Source organism: Pseudomonas sp. KUIN-1, from assembly GCF_009176725.1.
Classification (GTDB): domain Bacteria; phylum Pseudomonadota; class Gammaproteobacteria; order Pseudomonadales; family Pseudomonadaceae; genus Aquipseudomonas; species Aquipseudomonas fragariae.
The window spans coordinates 3,162,445-3,185,405 of sequence record NZ_AP020337.1 but is presented as its reverse complement, the minus strand read 5'-3'; the positions used below and the strand labels follow the sequence as shown (position 1 = coordinate 3,185,405).

The following is a 22,961-nucleotide window of genomic DNA, read 5'->3' as shown; positions in this document are numbered from 1 at the left end:
CCTGCTCCAAAGGGAGACGACGCGATGAGAATGTTCAATCTGTTGACGTTTGCTGCCGTGTTCAGCACCAGCATTGTGTTCACTGCCCCCGTCAATGCTGCCGTCTCCCCGGTCTCCGAACAGTCCTGCCATTTCATGCCCGTCGTCGACAGCGCTGCGGGCCTGCAACACACTCAGTCGGTGGGCGTGCTGTACAGCGAAAACACCCTCAGCAACCTTCAGTATTTGAACAACTATCACTCGGTGGCGCTGAGGAGTGGCCGCAGTGGCGCGCTCGATTCGCGTATCCGCAATGCATTCGTCAACAGTTCGGACCCGGCACTGGCGACCGACTGGCTGGTGGGCTCATTAAAGAAAGAGTTCGCCTCGGTGACCGTCTACGACACGCTCGATGCGCTGATGCAGGCGCGGCCGGATGTGGTGGTCATGCTCGACACTTACAATCGTCTGGTGAGCAAGCGCAACAGTCAGGTCGAAGCGCGGTTCATGGCACGCTTCTATGACAACGACCTGCAATACATCGGCAAGGCTGAAGGTGAGGTGGTTCGGGAAATGACCTCGGTCTGGGTGCAAGGCAAGGCCGCTCCGGAGATCGCCGCACAGATCGATCAGCAGCGTGATCTGCAAGTGAATGCCTTGAAGCAGTTCGACGCCTCGCTCAAAGCCCTGGTCATGCAGGCCGACCGGGCGCAAGTGGCGGCGAACTGATTGTAGTGACTGCGTCAGGCCTGTGAGGCTGTTGACCGATAGAAACTGCTCATCGACTTTCGCTGCTTCAATACCGCCTGCCATCAGCATGGTCGCCTGCAAATCGAAGATCGGCACGTTAATGCTCCTTGCCCCGTAGGGGACGCTTGAAAGGTGTACAAGCGTCATTAATCCAGGCGCGCGCAGGGGAAAGTGACCGGCGGGTTATTTCAATTAAACCGATGCACGGCTCGGTTTTACCGTAAAGAATTAATCACTTCTGCCGAGAGCCTGACAAGCGAGCCGACAATTAGCTGTCCGGTTCGCATGATGAGCAGCAAGCCACGTGTGCTTTGACTGTGGTAACAGAGAAGCCTTGCGATGCTGAAAAAACTACCGGGTGCCTTGCGTGCCCTGATGTCTGTGCCTGCTGATAACCCCAGGTTGTTGCAGGCCCAGTACGTTGCGTTGTCCCGACAACTGCCGTTGATGTACTTCGTGCTGCTGGTCAATACCTGGGCGTTGGCGTTCACTCATTGGCGAACCGCTCCGGTGTGGCTGACGCTGCTGGTCCCTGCGCTGCTCACGGTTATCTGTGGCGTCCGTGCAAGCAAATGGTTGCGCACTGTAAACCGGCCGCCACCCGCTCCGGCGATCATTCTGGCCACGCTGCGCGGTACGCATGGTCTGGCGGGCGTGATAGCGGCCGGGTTTGCCGCCTGGTCCCTGTCGCTTTACCCCTATGGCGATGCCTATTCCCAGGCGCATGTCGCGTTTTTTATGGGCATTACGGTGATTGTCTGCATCTTCTGCATGATGCACTTGCGGCCCGCAGCGCTGACCACCGCGCTGGTCGTCAACACCGCCTTCGTGATTTTCTTCGCCTCGACTTACAACATTACCTTTATCGCCACGGCGGTGAATATCGTGCTGGTGTCGATCGGCATGCTGATCATTCTTCATTACCAGTACCGCGATTTCACCAGTCTGGTGAATGTGCAGGTAAAGACCGAGCAACTGAGCAACGAGAACCTGCTGCTGGCCAATCAGGACAGCCTGACGGGCCTGCCCAATCGTCGGCAGTTCTTTCAGACTTTGGATACCGCGATGACCGAGGCAATGGCGCAGCGCAGCGGGCTGGCAGTGGGCGTGTTGGACCTGGACGGGTTCAAGCCGGTCAATGACCTTTATGGTCATCGAATCGGCGACCGTCTGCTGATGCTGGTGGCTGAACGCCTGACCAGCGCCTCAAGCGACAAGGTGCATGTATCGCGACTGGGCGGTGACGAGTTCGCGCTGGTGATCAAGGGAGACATCGACAGCGAGGCATTGCAGGCGTTTGGCAAACACCTGTGTGACCTCATGCACGAAAGCTTCGAACTGTCGGACATGCCGATCCAGATTGGCGCGACACTGGGCCTGGCGACGTACCCGGCTACCGCAGATAACGCGACCCAGCTGTTCGAATTTGCCGATTACGCGCTGTATCAGGGCAAAAACCATAACCCCGGAACCACCTGCCTGTTCTCCGCTAGCCACCGTGAGCAGTTGCATGCCGACGGCGTTACCGAACAGGCCTTGCGGCGCGCCAATCTGGAAACCGAGTTCCACGTATTGTTTCAGCCGATCATTGAAAGCTGCACGCGCGAAACGGTGGCGTTCGAGGCGCTGGCGCGCTGGAACAGCCCGGAACTGGGGGCTGTTTCGCCGGCGCATTTCATTCCGATCGCCGAGCGCATCGGCATGATCAACAAGCTCACTGTGCCCTTGTTGACCCAGGCGCTAAGCATGGCCCTATCGTGGCCTGCGCCTGTCAGGCTGTCGTTCAATCTGTCCGCGCACGACTGTGCGACCTGGGAAAGTGTCAACAGAATTGTCGAGATCATCGAACACAGCGGCTTCGATGCGTCGCGGCTCGATCTGGAAATCACCGAAACGGCGGTCATGCAGGATATCGCCCAGGTGCAGCAGGCCATTACCCAGTTCCGCAAGCTGGGTTGCGGCATCTCGCTGGACGACTTCGGCACCGGCTTCTCCAGCCTCAGTCAGTTGCACGCGCTGGCGCTGACCAAGCTGAAGATCGACCGCAGCTTTGTCACCGGGGTGCATAACAACCCGGCCAGTTACAAGATCGTCAAATCGCTGGTTGCCTTGAGTCTGGACATGTCCCTGGGCTGCGTGATCGAAGGCGTCGAAACACAGGATGAGTTGAATGCACTGACCACCCTGGGTTGCACGATGGTGCAGGGCTACTTCTACAGCCCGCCGATCAGTTTTGCAGAGACGCTGGCGTGGATTGAAATACCTGATGAAGAGCGCACCTTCGGTTACGCCGCCTCGTGCCCCCTCTGATCGATTGCATGTGGGCGATTCACTCGGGCGCGCGTGGGGTAAGATGCCTTTTTTGATCCCCACGGAAGCCTTTTGATGAGCAAACCCGGGCAGACCGTCCTCGTTGCGTTGCGCAAGATGATCGCATCAGGCGAGCTGGCTGCCGGCGAGCGCCTGATGGAGGTGCCGACCGCCGAGCTGTTTGGCGTGTCGCGCATGCCGGTGCGCATGGCGTTCCGCACGCTGGAGCAGGAAGGGCTGCTGGTGCCCTTTGGCGGGCGTGGGTTTCAGGTGCGTTCGATCAGCCCGATGGAAATCGCCGGTGCGGTGGATGTCCGCGGTGTCCTGGAGGGGCTTGCCGCGCGGCAAATGGCCGAGCGCGGCGTGACCCAGGAGGCGCGCGATGAACTGGAAGCCTGTCTGGTGCAGGGTGACGCGCTGTTCGAGAAAGGCCATGTCACTGAAGATGACCTTGAGGTCTATCACGACATGAACATGCGTCTGCATCGCGTGATCGTCGAGGGCAGCGGTAATCGCGCCATTGCCGATGCACTGTCGCGCAACGACCATCTGCCTTTTGCCTCGGTGACCGCGCTGGCCGTGGATCGCGACAACCTGATTCGCGAATACCGGCGGTTCAATTTCGCCCACATGCAGCATCACGCCGTGGTGGATGCGCTGGTCAACGGGCAGGGCGCTCGCGCCGAGGCCATCATGCGCGAGCATGCCAATGCCACCTTGCGTTACGCGGAAATCTTCGGCGCCGGGCAGAACGAGCGCATGAAGGTCATTCAGCGCCCGGACTGATCAGAGGTCGAGCACCAGCACGGGCGTCTTCGAACGTGAACAGCACGGCGTGAACTGATCGTTGAGCGCCTGCTCATCTTCGGTCAGAAACAGATCGCGATGATCCGGAATGCCTTTCAAGACCCGCGTCAGGCAGGTGCCACAGACACCTTGCTCACACGACAGTGGAATATCGATGCCGTGGCTTTCGAGCACCTGAGCGACCGTCTTGTTGGCCGGAATGGCAATGACCTGGCCAGTACTGGCGATCTCTATCGAAAAACTGCCGTCGTTGCTGGTGTCTACCGGCTCTGCGGAGAAGTACTCGCGGTGCAGAGTGTCCTCGGACCAGCCAGCGGCACGCGCGCTGTCGAGGATGTATTGCATGAAACCGCCTGGCCCGCACACGTACAGATGGGTATCGGGCTGGGGGGGGGCGAGCACTTTACCAGCCTCCAGTGCGGTGTCCGGCTGTTCATCGAAGTGCAGCGTGATGCGCTCGGCAAATGCCGAATGCTTCAGGCGCTCGATAAAGGCGCCGCGCTCGGCGGAACGCACGCAATAGTGCAGCTCGAAATCGGCAGCCTCCAACGCAAGCTGTTCGGCCATGCACAGGATCGGGGTGATGCCGATACCGCCGGCGAACAGCAGCGTGCGTCGGCTGTTTTCAGCCAGCGGGAACAGGTTGCGCGGTTCGCTGATACGCAACTGCGCGCCAGGCTGAATCTGCTGATGCAGGCTGCGTGAGCCACCACGCGAGGCCGGGTCGTTGAGGACGCCGATCAGATAGCGGTGACGCTCGCTCGGGGCATTGCACAGCGAGTACTGGCGGATCAGCCCGTCAGGCAGGTGCACGTCAATGTGCGCGCCTGCGCTGAACGGCGGCAACAGCGCTCCGTCTGCCCGCACCAGTTCAAAGCTGCAGATATCCAGCGCTTCATCGTTACGTGATAACACTGTCACGTCGATCATGTCAGGTCCTCGGGTGACCGCGGCAAGGGTCACTTCTGATTGTTTTCTTCGTATTTCGACGGGCAATGGCCGGTCATTTCGTCGCCATCACGGGAATCTGCTCGCCGGGACCGGCCTGCTCGGCAGCGATCAATCGCTCCAGGATCTTGCGTGACTGCACGCCACCGGCGTCGATATTGAGCTTGAGCAGGTTGCGATGCGGATGCTGAAGCAGGTTCTGTTGCTGGCGCTCAAGCATTTCCAGGTCTTCGGTGAAGATCTTGCCCTGGCCTTCACGGATGCTGGCAGTCAGCGCTTCGTCGGCCGGATTGAAGTTGCGCGCCATGCCCCAGAAGTACCAGATGGACGTGTCGGTCTCGGGGGTGATGAAGTCGACGACGATGCTCGACGCCTTGAACTCCTTAGGCGCGTCATAGCCGCCTTTGCCCGCATGGGCGACGCCGACTTCGATCAGCACATGACTGGGCGGCGTGAAGCGGCAGATCTGCCAGCGATCGACCGGCACGTCATCGGCCAGATTGTTGCCACGCAATGCCATCTGCCAGAACGGCGGCGGCATGATGTTTTCCATGTGCCGGGCGGTGACCACTTCCTCGCCTTCGACCGTTGTGACGGGCGCTGCCTCGTCGATTTCCTTCTGGCCGATGCTTGACGCATGCACGTAGGTTTCGTGAGTGAGGTCCATCAGGTTGTCGATCATCAGGCGGTAGTCGCACTGGATATGAAACAGCCCGCCGCCGTAGGCCCATTCGTCGCTGACTGCCCACTCCAGATGATGAATGAGTGCCGGGTCGGCTTTTTCCCGGTCACCGGGCCAGACCCAGATGAAGCCGTAGCGCTCGACCGCGGCGAAGGTCTTGTTGCAAGGGAAGCCGCGAACACGCTGGCCGGGCATCGAAACAGTCTTGCCGTCGCCGCCCATGACCAGCCCGTGGTAACCACACACCAGCTGGCCGTTCTCGACATAGCCCAGCGAGAGCGGGGCGCCGCGATGCGGGCAGAAGTCTTCGACGGCCACGACCTGCTGGTTCTGGTCGCGATAGAACACCATCTTTTCGTTGCAGATCTGCCGGCCCAGAGGCTTGTCGGCGACTTCATCCGCTGTGCAAGCGACGTACCACGCATTTTTCGGGTGCATGATGGTTCTCCACGGTTCGATTATTGGTCTTATGGATCCACAGAATGAATCAAGTTGTTTCCTCGTGATTATTAATGCCACAGGATCGCGATTAATCCAATGATTAATTTTGTTAACTATTATTTAATGGATCCACAGAGGCTGATCAGCCGGGGCTGGATACCTGCAATGCGGCTCGCAGTCGTGGCGCGAGTGCTTCCAGCAGGGTCTGCACAGAACGCAGTGCGCGACAGTCGGGGCGGGTCAGCAGCCACAGGTCGGTGCGGCATCCTTCCAGCGGGCCACTCAGGCGTTCGACCGCTCCAAGGCCCTCGACCGTGAAGCCGGTCAACGCCGCGACGCCCAGGCCGGCAGCGACCAACTGCGAGACTGCCGACATGTTGCTGCAGCGGTAGCTCGGTAATACCCCCGGAAAGGCCTGTTTACGCCAGATTACCGAGGTGTGGTCGGGCATCGAGTCGTCCGGGCTGATCCACGGGATCGAGGCAGGGTTCTGCGTCAAGGCCTCGCGGTATTCGGCTCGGCCACAGACAAAGTAGTCGGCACTGCCCAGGCAGCGTCCGATCAGGTGCTCGGGTGGCGTATTGGTCAGGCGCAGGGCGATGTCGGCATCGCGACGGCTGAGGTTGGCAAAGGCATTGGAGGTGGCCAGCTCCAGCGTAAGGGCAGGGTACTGCGGCATGAAGTCCGCCAGCGCTGGTAATAGCAGGCTATGCAGTACTGCATCGGTACAGGTCAGGCGTACCGTGCCGCTGACGACCTGTTCGCCCTGTTGCAGGGCGATGCGCGCAGCAGCAAGCGCCTGTTCGGCGCGCTCGGCCTGCTCGGCCATGGCCTGCGCGGTATCGGTCGGTATGTACCCGCGCCGGTTCTTTTCAAACAGCGCTGCACCGAGGGCTGCTTCCAGGCGACGGATCGAGCGGAATACGGTCGATACATCAACCTGCAACAGATCGGCGGCGCGTGCCAGCGTGCGGCCGCGAACCAGGGCGAGCACCAATGAAAGGTCGGCGTGGGTGATTTCATATTGCATCGGTGCATTGTTCCTTTGCCGGAATGCCTATGTTTGTTGCGCAGATGACTATCCTAGACTGGTTTCATTCCCGCTGGATAGCGTCCAAATGGCGCTGACCATTCAGATTTCACACAGGATTCAAGCTATGTCGCGACCTCCCTTGATCGGTGTCACCGCCTGCCGTCAGCAGTTGGGCAAGTATTCTTCTCACACCGCAGGCGACAAGTACGTCGAGGCTGCAGCCTTCGCCGGCATGCCGGTGATTCTGCCTGCACTCGAGGTGCCCACCGAGCCTGCGCAACTGCTCGCGTCGCTGGATGGCCTGCTGTTTACCGGCTCGCCGTCCAACGTCGAGCCGCGTCACTACAATGGACCGGCGAGCGTGGAGGGCACCGCTCATGATGTATTCCGGGACCGCACCACACTGCCGCTGCTCAGGGCTGCCATCGCTCAGGGCGTGCCGGTGTTGTGCATTTGCCGCGGTTTTCAGGAGCTGAATGTCGCTTTGGGCGGCAGCCTGCATCAGCGGGTTCAGGAGTTGCCCGGCTATCTGGATCATCGTGAGCCGCAAAGCGAGGTGCTGGCGGTGCAGTACACGCCAAAGCATGCCGTGCAGGTGCAGCCTGGCGGTTTGCTCGACTCGCTCGGGCTGGGCCCGGGCTTCGAGGTCAACAGCCTGCACAGTCAGGGTGTCGATCGTCTGGCGTCGGACCTGCGCGCAGAAGCATTGGCCCCCGACGGTCTGGTCGAAGCGGTGTCCATGCCCGGCGCGCCAGGCTTTGTGCTGGGTGTGCAGTGGCATCCGGAATGGGAGTTCATGGACAACCCCGTGTCGCTCAACCTGTTCAAGGCCTTCCGCGAGGCCTGCCAGAGCTATGCGCGCAACCACCGCTAGAGCGATGAGCTGCTGAGTGTTGCGGGCAAACGTGATTTAATATCCGGCTTGACGGCTTCGGGTAATGGACGATCCATTGCGCCGGGGCGCTGCCTCATTCACCGGATATCTTTCACATAAGGCCACTATGGATACGGGAGCACGACTCAAACTGGTGCGTGAAAGCTACAAGCTGTCACAGCGTGAGCTCGCCCGACGCAGTGGTGTGACCAATGCCACGATTTCCCTTATCGAACAAAATCGTGTCAGTCCTTCCATCAGCTCGCTGAAAAAGCTGCTTGAGGGGATTCCCATGACGCTGGCGGATTTTTTCACATTCGATCAGCCTCCGGGACAGGATCAGTACGTGTTTCGAGCCGGTGATCAACCCGATCTGGGGCGCAACGGTGCCCGTTTGCTGCTGGTGGGCGCGACCCTGCCAAGCCGGCAGATGCGTTTTCTGCGTGAGCAATACGCGCCGGGTGCCGACTCGGGCGATGAGCCGATCGTTCACAGCGAAGGCGAGGAGTGCGGTCTGGTGACGCGCGGCACCGTGGAGCTGACCATCGATGGGCAAGTCAACATTCTCGGTCCGGGGGACGGCTATTACTTCCCGACCACCTTGCCGCATCGCTTCCGCAATATTGGCCAGGACGAAGCCGAGATCATCAGCGCCAACACACCGGCCAACTTCTAGCATGCGCTTGCTGGCAGGCGTCACGATAACGTGATGATCGTTCAGCACGTCTGGCAACACGTCTGGATAAAATTCAACTGACCAGCGCTGTCGGCCTGTAACCCTGCGGGTTCATGCACTGCCAGCGCCAGGCGTCGGTGAGCATCGAATCAAGGTTGAACCTGGCTCGCCAATCCAGCTCGCGCGCTGCTTTTCCCGGATCGGACCAGCATGCTGCAATGTCTCCGGGCCGGCGTGGTTCAAAGATCAACGGCACAGCTTTGCCGGAGATACGTTCGAAGGCGTGCACCACCTCAAGCACCGAATAACCCTGTCCTGTGCCCAGATTCCAGACGGATACGCCACGTTCGTCATGAATTTTGTCCAGCGCCTTCAGGTGTCCCTCGGCCAGATCCATCACATGAAGGTAATCACGCACACCTGTTCCGTCCAGCGTGGGGTAGTCACTGCCGAATATGTGCAGGGCAGGGCGTAGTCGATTGGCAACCTGCAGCAGGAAGGGCAACAGGTTGTTCGGCGTGTTGCAGGGTGACTCGCCCATCAGGCCGGACGGATGCGCACCAATGGGGTTGAAGTAGCGCAGCAGACCGATGGACCAGCGTGGATCCGAGCGGGCGACGCTTTGCATCACATGCTCGGCCATCAGTTTGGAGTGCCCGTAAGGATTGGTCGGTAAACCCAGTGGGCAGTTCTCATCCAGCGGCATTTGCTCACACCCGCCGTAAACCGTCGCGGATGAGCTGAATAAAAGGTCGAACACGCCTGCTTCTGCCATTGCCTGACACAAGTTGACGCTGCCGCTCACGTTGGTCTCGAAATAGCGCAGCGGCTCTCGAACGCTTTCGCCCACCGCCTTGAGTCCGGCGCAATGCACCACTGCCTTGACAGGGTACTGAGCGAACAGCCGGTGCAACGTCGCTTTGCTGCGCACGTCGCCGTGGATGAACGCAACCTGTCGCCCGCAGAGTTCCTCTATCCGTCTTAACGGCTCTCGCGAACTGTTGCACAAGTTATCAAGCACGACGACATCGCGGCCATCTTCAAGCAACTCGAGCGCGATGTGAGCGCCAATGTATCCCGCACCACCGGTAACCAGAATCATGATTGTCCTCCCTGGATTTTCGCCGCCTCGGCAAGAAGCGAGCTGACGGCTCGTCGTCGTGACCTTTCTCAACAGGACGACAGAGGAGCCTCGCTTGCGAAAATCAGGACCAGACCACCGCGTGGGGAAAACGTACTGCAGGTGCCAAAAAAACATTCGCTCAAGACTAGGGGCGTATTTGTTCCGCCTAGTTCAACGGTTCATTCTCAACGGCGCCTACCCTTTATCGGAATCAACGAACAGCGGCCTGGGCGCGTGTTCGAAACCCATGAGCCGGTCTATGGTTGCTCCATGCATGTGATTGTTCCATGTACGCAACAGCCGCCACTGCCTATCCTCATCATGAATGCCGTCGAAGTTCAGCCCTTTTCAGAGCCCTTCAGTTTCATCCAGGACTTTTTAACAGAAGGGAAAACTCTATGAACGGTGTTCAAACGATTCAATCCGAGACGTCGGCCTTAACCAGAGTCGAGGCTGCCATCAGGCCTTTACTGCTGTGCCTGTCCCATCTGCGATGGGGGTTTGTCTATCAGCGTCCTCAGCACATCATGTCGCGAATGGCGCAGGATTATCAGGTGGTGTTTCTTGAGGAGCCTGTTCTGTCGGACTCCCCTGATATCCGGCTTGAACAGCTTCCGCAAGCGTGCGGTGTCACGGTACTGGTGCCGCACCTGCCCCGGAAAATGCAGCCTGATGAGGTGATCACTGCACAGCGCGCATTACTGAATCGTTTTATCGATGCACAACACTTCGGTGAGTTGCTGTTGTGGTATTTCACCCCGATGAGCCTGGCGTTTACCGACCACCTCAGCGCGCACGTGACGATCTTCGATTGCATGGACGAATTGTCTGCGTTCAAAGGTGCGCCGCCAGAGCTTGTCGAACAGGAAAAAGCCTTGATGAAGCGCGCAGATGTTGTGTTTACTGGCGGCTTCAGCCTATGGGAGACCAAGCGTCTGCAGCATGCAAATGTGCACGCCATGCCCAGCAGCGTCGATGTCGGGCATTTTGCAGCCGCTCGCAGCGGGCAGTCTGACCCTGAGGATCAACAGTACATTCCCTATCCAAGACTTGGCTTTTTCGGCGTCATTGACGAACGTTTTGATATCGGGCTGATTCAGCAACTGGCCGAGTTGCAGCCGCACTGGCAAATCGTCTTGATCGGCCCCGTGGTGAAAATCGACCCGGCAAGCCTGCCGCATTTGGCCAACGTCCATTATCTAGGCAGCAAGTCCTATGACGACTTGCCAGCCTATCTGTCGGGCTGGGACGTTGCGTTGATGCCATTTGCGCTGAACGACTCCACACGCTTTATCAGCCCGACCAAGACGCCGGAATACCTGGCTGGCGGCTGCCCGGTGGTATCAACCCGGATTGCCGATGTTGTCAGAGCGTATGGTGAGTCGGGTGTTGTGGCCATTGCCGATGACGCCGACGGGTTTGTGCGCGCGATTCAAGAGGCCCTGGCGCACAAAGGTACTATCGATTTTCTTCGCAAAGTTGACGCATTGCTGGTTGGCGAGTCCTGGGACAACACGTGCGCGGCCATGAAGGCGCAAATCGCCCTGGTGGCCATCGGGGAGCACATCGAATGCCTCGGATAAATCTTGAATCAGCCGCGCGTGAAAAGACGCCCTATGACTTTCTGATCGTCGGTGCAGGTTTTGCAGGCAGTGTGTTGGCGGAAAGGCTGGCGGCGGGATCGAGCAAGCGCGTTTTGTTGATCGACCGACGTCCACATATCGCGGGTAATGCTTACGATCACCTGGACAGTGCCGGGGTGTTGGTTCATCAATACGGGCCCCATATATTCCACACCAACGCTGAGCGGATTGTGGAATACCTTTCACGATTTACCGAATGGCGCGATTACGAACACCGTGTGCTCGCCAGCGTAGACAACCAACTGCTGCCTGTTCCGATCAACCTCGATACGCTCAACAGCCTGTACGGCTTGCAGATGAATGAACAAGAAGCCGAAGCGTTTCTTGCCAGCCGCGCCGAGCCTGTCGAGACGATAAGAACCTCCGAAGATGTTGTGATCAGTCAGATTGGTCGGGAGCTGTACAAGAAGTTTTTCCGTGGCTATACCCGCAAACAATGGGGGCTGGACCCCTCGCAACTGGACCGGTCGGTCACCGCCCGAGTACCTACCCGTACCAACTCGGACAGTCGTTACTTCACGGACACTTTTCAGAAAATGCCGCTGCATGGCTACACGCACATGTTTGAACAGATACTCAACCACCCGCTTATCGATACCGTACTGGGGGTCGATTTTGCCGATGTGCGCAAGGCGGTGAAGTATTCGCATTTGATCTATTGCGGGCCGATCGATGAATACTTCGGTTATTGCTACGGCCGTCTTCCGTATCGATCGTTGCGTTTCGAGCACAAGACCGTTGATCAGGCGCAGTTTCAATCGGTGGCGGTGATCAACTACCCGGATGAGGCAGTCCCTCATACGCGCATCACCGAATACAAGCACCTTACCGGTCAACTGCACGCCAGAACCAGTCTCAGCTACGAGTTTCCAAGTGCCGAGGGCGACCCTTATTACCCCATTCCCCGACCCGAAAATGCCGAGTTGTACAAGCGTTACAAAGCATTGGCCGATCAGTCGGATGAAGTCACTTTCCTTGGGCGGCTGGGCACCTACAAGTATTACAACATGGACCAGGTCGTGGGCCAGGCGTTGGCGTTGTACCAGCGGCTGGCCCATGACTTCCCTGAGCAACCTCCCGAACCGATTGAACAGCCTGCGCGAGGTTGAGCATGGGCGGTCTGTTCGACAGTTTTTTCATCGGCGGATTCGAGTGCGCCAGCCATCGACGAGGTGACGGTGTGCGACTCGACCTGCTTCACTCCACCGGGCACGACCGCTGGACGCAGGAAGATTTTGCCACAGTGGCTGAGTGCGGAATGCGTACTGTACGTGACGGTCTGCGCTGGCATCTGATTGAAGCCCGCCCAGGTTGTTACGACTGGAGCAGTTTTCTGCCCATGTTGCGAGCCGCGCGGCATCAGGGCACCCAGGTCATCTGGGACTTGTGCCATTACGGTTACCCTGATCATCTGGATGTCTGGCGGCCGCAGTTTGTCGAGCACTTTGCGCGTTTTGCCGCTGCGGTGGCTCAGCGCGTCAAGGACGAAGGGGAGACCGTACCTTTCTATTCGCCGATCAATGAGATTTCGTTCTGGAGTTGGGCCGGGGGCGACATGGCTTATTTCAACCCCGGTAGTGAGCAGCGCGGCATGGAACTCAAGCATCAACTGGTCCGGGCCAGTATTGCGGCAATAGACGCGATACGCATGATAGAGCCCAACGCGCGTTTTATTCAGGCCGAGCCATTGATTCATGTAGTACCGGCGACACGTGGCAGCGGAGATGCTGCGGCAGCAGAGCGCTATCGGCTGGCGCAGTTCGAAGCCTGGGATCTTTTATCCGGACGGCAATGGCCTGGGCTGGGCGGCCGCCCCGAGTATCTGGATATCCTGGGCGTCAACTTTTATCCGCATAATCAATGGCAGCTCAATGGCCATAAACTTAAGCACGACGATCCGCAGTACAGGCCTTTTCAGGGCATGTTGAGCGAGTTGCACGGGCGATACGGCAGACCGATATTGATTTCTGAAACCGGTGCGGAAGGCGTTCAGCGTCTGCCCTGGTTCAATTACGTTTGTGCCGAGGTCGGCAAGGCGTTGAGGGCCGGCGTACCTGTGCAAGGTATCTGCTGGTATCCCGTTCTCGATTATCCGGGCTGGGATGACGGCCGACACTGTCCGGCGGGGCTGCTGGGTTATGCAGACGGGCAGGGTACGCGGGCGATCTTTGACCCTTTGCAGGTGGCGTTGCGCGACAACACGCTTGAATTGGCGGCTCTCATTCGAGAAAAGAATGGAAAACCTGCCGTTTGAGTAAGCGTTTCGGGAGTGCGTGACCCCTCAAATGAATATAATTCGATTTTTGTCAGATACCTGAGAACCCTTTTGAGGCTGCGCCAGTCCTAGCCATTAGAGAGCAGGCGCAATAGCCCAATAAACAGTCTTGGAGTTTCTGGAGTGTCGGAAAATAAAACCCGGGTCGACAATGCGGCGACGGGAGATATCAAGCATCAGGGGAAAGATATCTTTTTCGCGGCGGTAGAAACGACACGGATGCCGATGATCGTGACGGACCCCAATCGCCCGGACAATCCCATCATCTTTGCCAACCGGGCATTTCTGGAAATGACCGGCTATGCGTCAGAGGAAATCATCGGCAGCAACTGCCGATTTCTTCAAGGGCCTGACACTGATCGGACGGCGGTGCAGTCGATTCGCGATGCAATTGACCAGCGCGTCGATATCTCCACTGAAATTCTCAACTACCGTAAAGACGGCTCCTCGTTCTGGAATGCCCTGTTTATTTCTCCGGTCTATAACGACGCAGGCGAGCTTATTTATTTTTTTGCATCGCAACTGGACATCAGTCGCCGTCGAGATGCCGAAGAAGCATTGCGTCAGGCACAGAAGATGGAAGCGCTGGGGCAGCTTACCGGTGGCATCGCGCACGACTTCAATAACCTGCTGCAAGTGATGGGCGGTTATATTGATCTGATCGGCAGTGCGGCAGAGAAACCCGTCATTGATGTGCAGCGTGTCCAGCGCAGTGTTCATCACGCCAAGTCTGCCGTCGAACGCGCCAGTACGTTGACCAAGCAATTGCTGGCGTTTGCCCGTAAACAGAAACTGCAGGGGCGAGTCCTCAATCTTAATGGTCTGGTCTCCACGACAGAACCGCTGATCGAGCGTACTTTTGGCCCGGAAGTGATTATCGAAACCGATCTGGATCCGGCGCTGAAGAACTGCCGTATTGATCCGACCCAGGCAGAAGTTGCCTTGCTGAACATTTTCATCAACGCCCGGGACGCGCTGATTGGCAGGCTCAACCCCAAGATATTCATCGAAACCCGTAACCTGGTCGTCGATGAGCTGGCCAATATGTCCTATGACGGCCTGTTACCTGGCCGTTATGTCTCTATTGCGGTCACGGACAATGGCATTGGCATGCCTGCGAGTATCCGTGATCGGGTAATGGACCCGTTTTTTACCACCAAGGAAGAAGGCAAGGGCTCCGGGCTCGGCCTGTCGATGGTCTACGGCTTTGCCAAACAGTCGGGTGGTGCGGCGCGTATTTATACCGAAGAAGGTGTCGGCACCACGCTGCGCCTGTATTTCCCGGTAGACGAAGCCGTCCTGAGCAAAAACGATCCGCCGAAAGCCTCGGAACGGCGCATTGGCAGTTCCGAGCGGATCCTGATCGTGGAAGATCGTCCTGATGTGGCAGAACTGGCGAAGATGGTGCTGGATGATTACGGCTATGTGTCGGAAATTGTCCTCAATGCCCGGGAGGCACTGAAGCGCTTCGAGGCCGGCGCCACGTATGACTTGCTGTTCACTGACCTGATCATGCCGGGCGGGATGAACGGTGTGATGCTCGCGCGGGAAGTCAGGCGTCGGTACCCGAAGGTCAAGGTGCTGTTGACCACCGGCTACGCTGAGAGCTCGATCGAGCGAACCGACATTGGCGGCTCCGAGTTTGAGGTGGTGTCCAAGCCCTGCATGCCGCAGGACCTCGCCAGGAAGGTCAGGCAGGTCCTCGACGGGCCGAACGGTATCGCCTGACGATACTGACAATGAACACATGAAGGCCTGCCTGTTCTCAGTCGGGCCTTCATGCTGTTTGGCGCTGTTTTTATTACGATACCTGCGCACACACTTGTGAGTGTTGCGTATAGCCAGTGAGTGTCGGTATTCAAAAAGGCGGGCAGTCGGTTAATTCCCGTCTGTTATTGACGGACATCACACAACTCCCAATAGTTAGAGCAAACAGCCTAATAAAACAAAAAGTGTGTAAATCGCTTGGAACATAGGGCAAAGGCTACGTTCCCTTGATGTGCGTCAGTATCAATACAGTTCTATTGTGTTGGGCCCAGCCTGAAAAAAAGTCTATAAAAGTTTTAAACTTCTTGAACGTCGTTTGGGTCATTGATGTGTACGCCACACATGTGTGCGTTTACTGCCAATGACTCAAAGGACTATGACTATGATTCGCGACGACCGTATCGCCCCAGGTGCCCCCGTGTACCACGAAACTCATGCAGCGGCTCCGCTGCTTAAACGAATCTCCTGGAGTGCGATTCTGGCCGGTGTTGTTCTGGCCATGGTTGTTTCGCTGTTGCTGAACCTGTTGGGTACGGCAATCGGAAGTGCCAGTATCGACCCCATGCAGGAAGCCAATCCGTTGTCCGGCATTGGTACGGGCGCCGGTATCTGGGTCGTGGTCAGCTCGGTGATCTCGCTGTTCGTCGGCGGCTGGGCCGCTGGACGTCTGGCGCAGCGCGAAGGTGCGTTTCATGGCCTGCTGGTGTGGGCGAGCGTCTCGCTGATCACTGTTTATCTGGTCTCCAGCGCAGTGACCGGCGTCGTGCGCGGCGGCCTTAACCTGGCAGGCAGCGGCATGTCGGCACTGGGCAGCGGTATCGCACAGGTGGCTCCGGCCGTTGGCAGCAAGATTCAGGATCAATTGCGCGCCCAAGGCATTGATTTCAATCTGGACGATATCCAGGGCGAAATCGAAACAGCCATGCGTCAGACCGGCAAGCCCGAGCTGAACCCTGACAACGTCAAGCAGGAAGCGCAAGCGACTCAGCAAGATGCGCAGAATACTGCCAAGCAGAGCGCGCAGAACCCTCAGCAAGCTGACGAGCAATTGAGCGGCCTGATGGATCGCATCAAAGCCAAAGGCGACCAGGCGTGGGACGCCGCTGACCGTCAGGCGCTGGTCAATCTGATCAAGGCGCGTGGCAACAAGACTGACGCCGAAGCCAACCAGATCGTCGATCAAGCTCAGGCCAGCTACCGTCAGGCGTATGCCAAGTATCAGGAACTGAAAGCTCAGGCCGAACAGAAAGCCCGCGAAGCGGCTGAAGTGACCGCCAAGCGTGTTTCGCAAGGTGCCTGGATTCTGCTGATCACGCTGGTGATCTCGGGTCTGGTAGCTGCGGGTGCAGGCGTACTGGGTCGTCGCACTCAGCCGCCAGCCAAGGTTGTTGCTGCGGTCTGATTCACTGCAATAAGACTTGAACGGAAGCACCAGACGGGGAGCGTTGATCGCTCCCCGTTTTTATTCATGATGCAGGTGATTGATGGCGTGCAGTTGATACTGATGCAGTCGACATTTTTTGATTGAGGTTACCTTTCGGCAAATCCTCAATCTTCCACCACCTCATCATCCTGTTCTGCAATCTGCTTATTAAAAGAGCGTTCAAAGAGCAAGCGTTCTGCCAAAGAGCTACCAGGAATATCGTTGATTTCAACGGTAGCCCCCGTGTCATCGGCATGGGTCACTCTGATTCGCTTCCCGGATAAAACGTCGTCTGCCGACCCACCTTGCCGCAACGGAGCGTCATTCATGCCATGTATGCCTGATGGCGTTGTGTCCACGAGCGTGTTGGAGACGGAGTTGCCATTAAAACGAGCGATTCTCACAATCACACCATTGACAAATGGATCGTCAGTTGGCCAGTTTTCAAAGCCGGGTGAAGGCTTGCGGAATTCCAGCGTGAGATAACTGCCATCGCTACGAAACAGGCGTAAGCCTTTGACCACTTCGGGATCCGCCGCTCTGAACAAGGGGGCAATGTTATAGGTGCCATTTTTCATCACTTCAGGAAATTGGTCATCAGTGAGCCAGCCCGCGTAGTACAAATAAGGAATGGGGTAAAGACGTGACCCCCCACCATTCAGGGTATCCGAAGGGTCAGCGCTATTAGTGACTGCGCACCCACTGGCGCCGATTTGCACAACTTCCCGACTATTGTAAGGGCAGCGCTCCAGCGAGGTCGCATGAGGTCCGCCGAGGCTATGACCGAATTCGTGTTGCCACATCCATGGCTTGTGGCCCGAATTATTTCCCATGGCCCACCAGCCCGGCATCGCAGCAAGCCCACCCCAGGAGCACGAAGTAGAAGGAATCTCAACGGCGACATAATCGTAATTATCCCTGTCAGTTCCCTTGTCGCGTGCGAGTTCTATCGCTTTGTTCCTCAGTTCAGTGGACGGGCAACCTGAAGGTCTTGGGCCCAGGTCTAGACCGGTCACCGCATCCCCGATGAACTTCAGATGATCGCCGGAGGAAAAAGAGACCGCGTTGACAAATGATGTGTTATCACCAGGCGCTCCGAAGAAGGCCTCCCTGGTGGCCTCGAAGTCGGTTTCTGGCTTGTCACTGTATCGGGTGTGCAGCAGGAGAACTTTTCTATCGCCTACGATGGGGCGTCTGGGGATCTTGGGTACTGCCAATTCAAAGTTCCATGTCACTGCCTTCGACCGTGACTCCGGCACCATCTGGATGGTGTTACCTGCAAAGCCCAGAACTTCGTTATCACCGACAAGGTCGTTGCGATATTTATTGGCCAGTACAAACCCTTCTATGAGGGGAATGAAGTTCCTGTTGTAACTCCAGGAACGCTCCGAGGTATACCCGGTACCTTGGCAGTTGATCATTTTACTAGTTGACCCTAAGCACTTTTCTGTATCCCTGTCCAGCAGCGCGCGATTGGTCAATTTGTCATACCCCGGTACGATGACGGACATTCGCCAGTCTTGGCCGGGCACACTTTTACAGGGAGAAAACTCGACGCTGACTTCATCTGCAGACAACGCGAGGCACGTTTCCTGCCCTTTTTCAACGTTCCTGATGTAACCATAACGCTTGGCGATACTCCAGCTCGCCGAGCCTTGTTCTTTGCCACCCAATATCAACTGTTCGCTGGCATTGATTTGTAGGTAGTTAGCCATTCCCAGATCACTGATATATTTGTTTGACAGCTGACTGGGGTTGTTGCCGTCCCGATTCCACAGTCGCCTGGACTGATAATCATGACTGCCCGCGCTGGCACACGCGGCCATTTTTACGCTGTTGGCATTCGCCGCAAACAAACACATTTCTTGCGCTGATGTGGACAGCAGTTTGTTTTTTACATAAAGCCTTTTTTCCTTGGGCGTAAAAGTCCATTGCTGACTGTCCCTCCCCAGGCACTTTTGCAGTGCCACACTGGTCATGTCACCCGCCAGTGTTAAACAGGCGTCCGGGCCATTCACTGTACTGATGATTTCTTCGTAAAGAGGTTGGGTGATTGTCCAGTGTGATGAAGCTCCCTCTGCAGGGCCAAATACCAACTGCCCGCTTCCATCACTGAGCAGGTAGTTATCAAAGCCTAAATCCTTGATGTATTTATTTGATAACACGCTGGTATGGTCGCCGTCTCTGCTCCAGAGTCGCAAGGATTGATAGTCGTTGCTGTCGGCGCTGGCACAGGTTTTCATGCTGACGTGACGTGGATTCGACGCTGATAAACACATGGCCTGCGTTGATCCGCCTAACGCCTTGTTTTTTAGGTACAGCATGGACCCTGATGACACAAAGATCCATTGTTGATAATCGGTGTTGACACACTTTTGCAGTGAGACAGAACTTAAATCACTGTCGAGGGTTAAACAGACCTGCTCACCTTGCGCAATGCTGATGATCTGCTCATAAGGATTCATCTCCGTAGAAAAGGCGTTTGAATGGAAAAAACCCAGGAAAAACACGTACGTGAAAGCCGGCATTGTTTTCATAACTCTCCCTGTTGCTTGTGTCGGCGCATCCCTTGCGCCGTCAGTATTTTGTTTGCCCTATAACTATTTCTGAACTAAAAGTTCGCGGTTAACACAGGGTTGACCAACACGGCCAGGTCACGCTTAGGCATGACCTGCATCAGGCTGGCTTATCTGTAAGATTAGTAGACCTGCGAAGAGATTTATTGGGCCCGATCACCGGTCGCATCCTGCATGTCGGATGCGTTCTGGGCCACGGGGAGTCTGCGCCAGGTCAGGCGTTCACGGCCGACTTTTTGCCGAGCTTTTAAACAAGCGTTGAGTGGCTGTCTGGTGTGCCGCCGGTTAACAATTCTTCAACAATTGGCGACTTATACTTCGCCAGACCGATTCGCTTCTTTGCTTGCCCCCCCGTCAACCCGGTACCTACCTTGATGACTTCTCGTGTGCTTTCACCGTTGCTGTTGTTGCTGGGTGCAATGCTGTTTTTCCTCGCGTTGGGCAATCACCAATTACAAAACTCGACAGAACCCCGCGTGGCGGGCATTGCCATGGAAATGCACCTGAGTGGCAACTGGGTCACTCCGAAACTGAACGATCAACCGTTCCTGGAAAAGCCGCCGATGAGCGTCTGGCTCGACGCTGCGTCCATCGGGGCGTTCGGTGCGACTCCCTGGGCGGTCAGGCTCGCGTCCGCCTGTGCGGGGCTGTTCAGCGTGTTGCTGCTGTACAGCATGCTGCGTCGCTTCGGGCGACCTGCCTCCGTGGCGTGGGTGGCTGCATTCATGCTCGCGACCCAAGCCAGCTTCTGGAGCAATTCGCGGCAGGTGGGCGAGGACGCGTTGCTGGCGCTGGGTGTGAGCATGGCGCTACTGGGGTTCTTTCACGCCAGTCAGCGTTTGCGCAGCGACGGATTTCCCGCAGGGGCCTGGCTGCTCTTCGTAGTGGGGATCGCGCTGGCAACCCTGAGCAAGGGTGTGCTGGGCCTCGCGATGCCGGGTGTGGTCATTTTCGCCTGGCTGGTGTGCGAGTCGGTGCAGAGCAAACGCATTGTTCCCGTCCACTGGCTACGCCCGGCGATGTTCACCGTCCTGGCTTTGGTGCCTTTGCTGGTATGGCTGTGCTTTCTATACGGGCAGGGCGGTACGCAGTCGTTGAAGGACGTGCTCTGGACCAACAGTGTCGGACGCTTTAGTGGTTCGTTCGAAGAGGCAGGGCATTACGAGCCCGTGCATTATTACCTGAGCAAACTGCCTGAAGCGTTTTTGCCGTGGAATGTGCTCGTCTATCTGGGGCTGTGGCATTTCCGTAAACAGCTGCTGGCCAATCGTTACCTGCTGTTTTTCAGCCTGTGGCTGATCGCGCAGTTCCTGCTATTGTCGCTGGCCTCGAGTAAACGCATGGTTTATCTGATGTCACTGGCCCCGGCGGCGGCAGTCATCGCGGCGGAATATGCCTTTGTGTTGGGCGAGCGCATCAAGGCACGCTCGCAAGGCTCTGCATCTGCAGCGTTTGTGCTACGAAACCGACGGGCGATGACGGTTGCCGGGGCGGTGTTGATCGTGACGGGGTATCTCGGCGCAGCCATGTGGCTGGAACCGCGAGCGGACCGGCAGTTGTCGTTCCTGCCGCTGACCGACAAGGTTCATGCTCTGCAGGTCCAGGGGCGGCATGTCGTCTTGTTTCAGCCCAGCGAACGGCTGGCAGGGGCCAGCGTGTTCTACAGCCAGAGCTTGCTGGACACGTTCACGTCCAGTGCTGAATTGAGCACCTTTCTGACCCGTGCCGACGGCAATGTGGCGCTCATGGAACGCCTGCAGCCTCCCGAACCACCCTTGCGAATGGTCGACAGCGTCAAGGTCGGCGAGCGTATCTACTATTTCGTTACTCAGGGTCCAGCGACCGTCGGCAACTGACGGCCACCGGAGCAGGGCCGTTACACAACCTGGCTGCTGACAAGCGGATTACAGGCCGTCCACTGTTTTTGCGGGATTGGCAGATCGCATGACTCGCCACGCCCGATGGGGAAGTAGTGGAAGCCGCGTTTTGCCAGTCGTTCGGTGTCGTACAGATTGCGCCCGTCGAAGATGACTGGTGCGCTCAGCCGCTGCTGGATCAACTCGAAATCCGGAGCTTTGAACTGTTGCCATTCGGTGCAGACGATCAATGCATCGGCTTCATTGAGCGCCGACTCTGGCGTGCCCATGAGCATCAGGTCCTTGCGATGGCCATAAATGCGCTGGGTTTCCTGCATGGCCTCGGGGTCGAACGCCCGCACGCTGGCACCAGCCTCCCATAACGCTTCCATGAGCACGCGGCTGGGGGCATCGCGCATGTCGTCGGTGTTGGGTTTGAACGCCAGCCCCCACAGGGCAAAGGTCTTGCCGCGCAGGTCGCCCTGATAGAACGCGTTGACCCGCTCGAAGAGTTTGTTCTTCTGCCGTTCGTTGATCGCCTCGACCACCGACAGCAGATCGTTGGAGCAATGGGCCTCCCGGGCGCTGTGAATCAACGCACGGATGTCTTTGCCAAAACACGAACCGCCGTAACCGCAACCGGGGTAGATGAAGTCGTAACCGATGCGTGAGTCGGCGCCAATGCCCAACCGCACCGACTCGACGTCCGCGCCCAGATGCTCGGCCAGTTCGGCGATCTGGTTGATGAAGCTGATCTTGGTTGCCAGCATGCAGTTGGCGGCGTACTTGGTCAGTTCGGCGCTGCGCAGGTCCATGAACATGATCCGCTCATGATTGCGGTTGAACGGTGCATACAGCTCGCGCATGACGTTGCGCACCGCTTCATTTTCGCAGCCGATGACGATACGGTCCGGGCGCCGGCAATCGTTGACCGCTGAGCCCTCCTTGAGAAATTCCGGATTGGAGACGATATCGAACTGCAACAGCCGGCCCGCCTGACGCAGCGCCTTGTCGATGTGGCTGCGCAAGGCGTCGCCACTGCCGACCGGCACGGTGGACTTCTCGACGATGATCAGCGGTTCGCGTCGATGCCGGGCGATGGCTTCGCCCACCGCGAAAAAGCCGCTCAGGTCGGCGGAGCCATCGGCTCGGGACGGCGTGCCGACCGCAATGAACAGGACCTCGGCATGTTCCACTGCCAGCTGCTCGTCGGTGGTGAAGCACAGACGCTGCTGGTCGAGGTTTTCACGTACCAGATTGGCCAGGCCAGGTTCGTAGATATGCACCTGGCCCTGACGCAACTGGTCGATTTTGGCCTGATCGATGTCCATGCAGACCACATCGTGGCCGACTTCGGCGAGCACGGTCGCTTGTACCAGGCCGACATATCCGCTACCGAAAACGCTGATTTTCATGGGAAAGATCCTGAGGTGATGGCCGGGGAATGCGCCGGAGGTTGATGGTCAAGACACCTGCCACGATCAGGCTGACACCCACAGTTTTCGATACCGTGAACGTCTCGTGGAAAAATGGCAGCGCTGCGGCGAGCGTATAAACCAGCGCGTAGCTGATACTGAGCAGCGAATAGGCACGGCTCAGGGGCAAGACCCGAAGGGCCAGTAGCCAGAAAAGCATGGAGAGCGCGTAAGCGGTGATCGAGGCGCAGACGACCCTCAGGGCGCTGAGATCAAGCTGCGCATGTTCCTGCATTTCGAGCCATTGAACGGGCGAGGGCAGGCGGCTCATGCTCCAGCGCATGCCCAGTTGCGCCGCGCTGACCAGCGCCACACTGGCCATG

Annotated in this window: 18 protein-coding genes and 1 pseudogene; 11 read left to right on the top strand and 8 right to left on the bottom strand. The window is 57.6% G+C overall.

Going from position 1 to position 22,961, the window contains the following annotated elements; all coding sequences use genetic code 11:
• Window positions 1-24: 24 nt before the first annotated feature.
• Window positions 25-708 (top strand): hypothetical protein, encoded by a 684-nt coding sequence (locus tag KUIN1_RS14030; protein ID WP_003401089.1) that lies wholly within the window; start codon window positions 25-27, stop codon window positions 706-708.
• Window positions 709-735: 27 nt separating this feature from the next.
• Here the strand turns inward: KUIN1_RS14030 and KUIN1_RS28705 are convergent.
• Window positions 736-840, bottom strand: a pseudogene (locus tag KUIN1_RS28705) (nucleoside hydrolase); the annotation flags it as partial.
• Window positions 841-1,068: 228 nt separating this feature from the next.
• On the opposite strand from KUIN1_RS28705, the gene KUIN1_RS14025 reads away from it, so the two are divergent.
• Window positions 1,069-3,039, top strand: coding sequence for a putative bifunctional diguanylate cyclase/phosphodiesterase (locus KUIN1_RS14025; protein ID WP_011267909.1), 1,971 nt, complete (start codon window positions 1,069-1,071; stop codon window positions 3,037-3,039).
• Between the two features lie 75 nt (window positions 3,040-3,114).
• Complete coding sequence (locus KUIN1_RS14020; RefSeq protein ID WP_003416800.1) at window positions 3,115-3,825, top strand: GntR family transcriptional regulator; 711 nt, start codon at window positions 3,115-3,117, stop codon at window positions 3,823-3,825.
• Here the strand turns inward: KUIN1_RS14020 and KUIN1_RS14015 are convergent, their stop codons facing one another.
• The 3 genes from KUIN1_RS14015 to KUIN1_RS14005 all read right to left on the bottom strand — a co-directional run bounded on the left by KUIN1_RS14015 (window position 3,826) and on the right by KUIN1_RS14005 (window position 6,947).
• Window positions 3,826-4,776 (bottom strand): PDR/VanB family oxidoreductase, encoded by a 951-nt coding sequence (locus KUIN1_RS14015; protein ID WP_103753833.1) that lies wholly within the window; start codon window positions 4,774-4,776, stop codon window positions 3,826-3,828.
• Window positions 4,777-4,849: 73 nt separating this feature from the next.
• Complete coding sequence (locus KUIN1_RS14010; protein ID WP_003401095.1) at window positions 4,850-5,914, bottom strand: aromatic ring-hydroxylating oxygenase subunit alpha; 1,065 nt, start codon at window positions 5,912-5,914, stop codon at window positions 4,850-4,852.
• Window positions 5,915-6,059: 145 nt separating this feature from the next.
• Complete coding sequence (locus KUIN1_RS14005; protein WP_011267906.1) at window positions 6,060-6,947, bottom strand: LysR family transcriptional regulator; 888 nt, start codon at window positions 6,945-6,947, stop codon at window positions 6,060-6,062.
• Between the two features lie 127 nt (window positions 6,948-7,074).
• Here KUIN1_RS14005 and KUIN1_RS14000 point away from each other — a divergent pair, with 127 nt between their 5' ends.
• Together KUIN1_RS14000 and KUIN1_RS13995 are read left to right on the top strand one after the other, a co-directional pair.
• Window positions 7,075-7,824 carry a gamma-glutamyl-gamma-aminobutyrate hydrolase family protein gene (locus KUIN1_RS14000; protein WP_024638139.1) on the top strand — a complete coding sequence of 250 codons (750 nt, stop codon included), beginning with the start codon at window positions 7,075-7,077 and terminating at the stop codon, window positions 7,822-7,824.
• Between the two features lie 127 nt (window positions 7,825-7,951).
• Complete coding sequence (locus KUIN1_RS13995) at window positions 7,952-8,500, top strand: cupin domain-containing protein (protein ID WP_003344936.1); 549 nt, start codon at window positions 7,952-7,954, stop codon at window positions 8,498-8,500.
• Window positions 8,501-8,573: 73 nt separating this feature from the next.
• Here KUIN1_RS13995 and galE read toward each other — a convergent pair whose 3' ends face one another.
• Window positions 8,574-9,602: a UDP-glucose 4-epimerase GalE gene (gene galE / locus KUIN1_RS13990; protein WP_152092053.1), complete on the bottom strand. Its 1,029-nt coding sequence runs from the start codon at window positions 9,600-9,602 to the stop codon at window positions 8,574-8,576.
• Window positions 9,603-10,021: 419 nt separating this feature from the next.
• Between galE and KUIN1_RS13980 the strand changes: the two genes are divergently transcribed.
• The 5 genes from KUIN1_RS13980 to KUIN1_RS13960 all read left to right on the top strand — a co-directional run bounded on the left by KUIN1_RS13980 (window position 10,022) and on the right by KUIN1_RS13960 (window position 16,710).
• Window positions 10,022-11,206 (top strand): glycosyltransferase family 1 protein, encoded by a 1,185-nt coding sequence (locus KUIN1_RS13980; RefSeq protein ID WP_024638140.1) that lies wholly within the window; start codon window positions 10,022-10,024, stop codon window positions 11,204-11,206.
• Window positions 11,194-12,375: a UDP-galactopyranose mutase gene (gene glf, locus KUIN1_RS13975; RefSeq protein ID WP_032655755.1), complete on the top strand. Its 1,182-nt coding sequence runs from the start codon at window positions 11,194-11,196 to the stop codon at window positions 12,373-12,375. The genes KUIN1_RS13980 and glf overlap by 13 nt, the downstream gene beginning before the upstream one ends.
• A 2-nt stretch (window positions 12,376-12,377) precedes the next feature.
• Window positions 12,378-13,520 carry a family 1 glycosylhydrolase gene (locus KUIN1_RS13970; protein ID WP_152092052.1) on the top strand — a complete coding sequence of 381 codons (1,143 nt, stop codon included), beginning with the start codon at window positions 12,378-12,380 and terminating at the stop codon, window positions 13,518-13,520.
• A 144-nt stretch (window positions 13,521-13,664) separates the two neighbouring features.
• Window positions 13,665-15,269 (top strand): hybrid sensor histidine kinase/response regulator, encoded by a 1,605-nt coding sequence (locus KUIN1_RS13965; RefSeq protein ID WP_096136116.1) that lies wholly within the window; start codon window positions 13,665-13,667, stop codon window positions 15,267-15,269.
• 421 nt (window positions 15,270-15,690) lie between these two features.
• Window positions 15,691-16,710, top strand: a complete 1,020-nt coding sequence (locus KUIN1_RS13960) for a hypothetical protein (protein WP_003401109.1) — start codon at window positions 15,691-15,693, stop codon at window positions 16,708-16,710.
• Window positions 16,711-16,856: 146 nt separating this feature from the next.
• Here the strand turns inward: KUIN1_RS13960 and KUIN1_RS13955 are convergent, their stop codons facing one another.
• Window positions 16,857-19,268 (bottom strand): RICIN domain-containing protein, encoded by a 2,412-nt coding sequence (locus KUIN1_RS13955; RefSeq protein WP_024651949.1) that lies wholly within the window; start codon window positions 19,266-19,268, stop codon window positions 16,857-16,859.
• A 413-nt stretch (window positions 19,269-19,681) separates the two neighbouring features.
• On the opposite strand from KUIN1_RS13955, the gene KUIN1_RS13950 reads away from it, so the two are divergent.
• The gene (locus KUIN1_RS13950; protein ID WP_152092051.1) at window positions 19,682-21,163 is read left to right on the top strand and encodes an ArnT family glycosyltransferase; all 1,482 of its coding nucleotides are present in this window, start codon (window positions 19,682-19,684) and stop codon (window positions 21,161-21,163) included.
• Window positions 21,164-21,183: 20 nt separating this feature from the next.
• On the opposite strand, the gene KUIN1_RS13945 is transcribed toward KUIN1_RS13950, so the two are convergent.
• The gene (locus KUIN1_RS13945; protein ID WP_060406291.1) at window positions 21,184-22,578 is read right to left on the bottom strand and encodes a UDP-glucose dehydrogenase family protein; all 1,395 of its coding nucleotides are present in this window, start codon (window positions 22,576-22,578) and stop codon (window positions 21,184-21,186) included.
• Entirely contained in the window at window positions 22,556-22,960 is a 405-nt protein-coding gene (arnF, locus tag KUIN1_RS13940) for a 4-amino-4-deoxy-L-arabinose-phosphoundecaprenol flippase subunit ArnF (RefSeq protein WP_024651951.1), read from the bottom strand. The genes KUIN1_RS13945 and arnF overlap by 23 nt, the downstream gene beginning before the upstream one ends.
• Between the last annotated feature and the right edge of the window lies 1 nt (window position 22,961).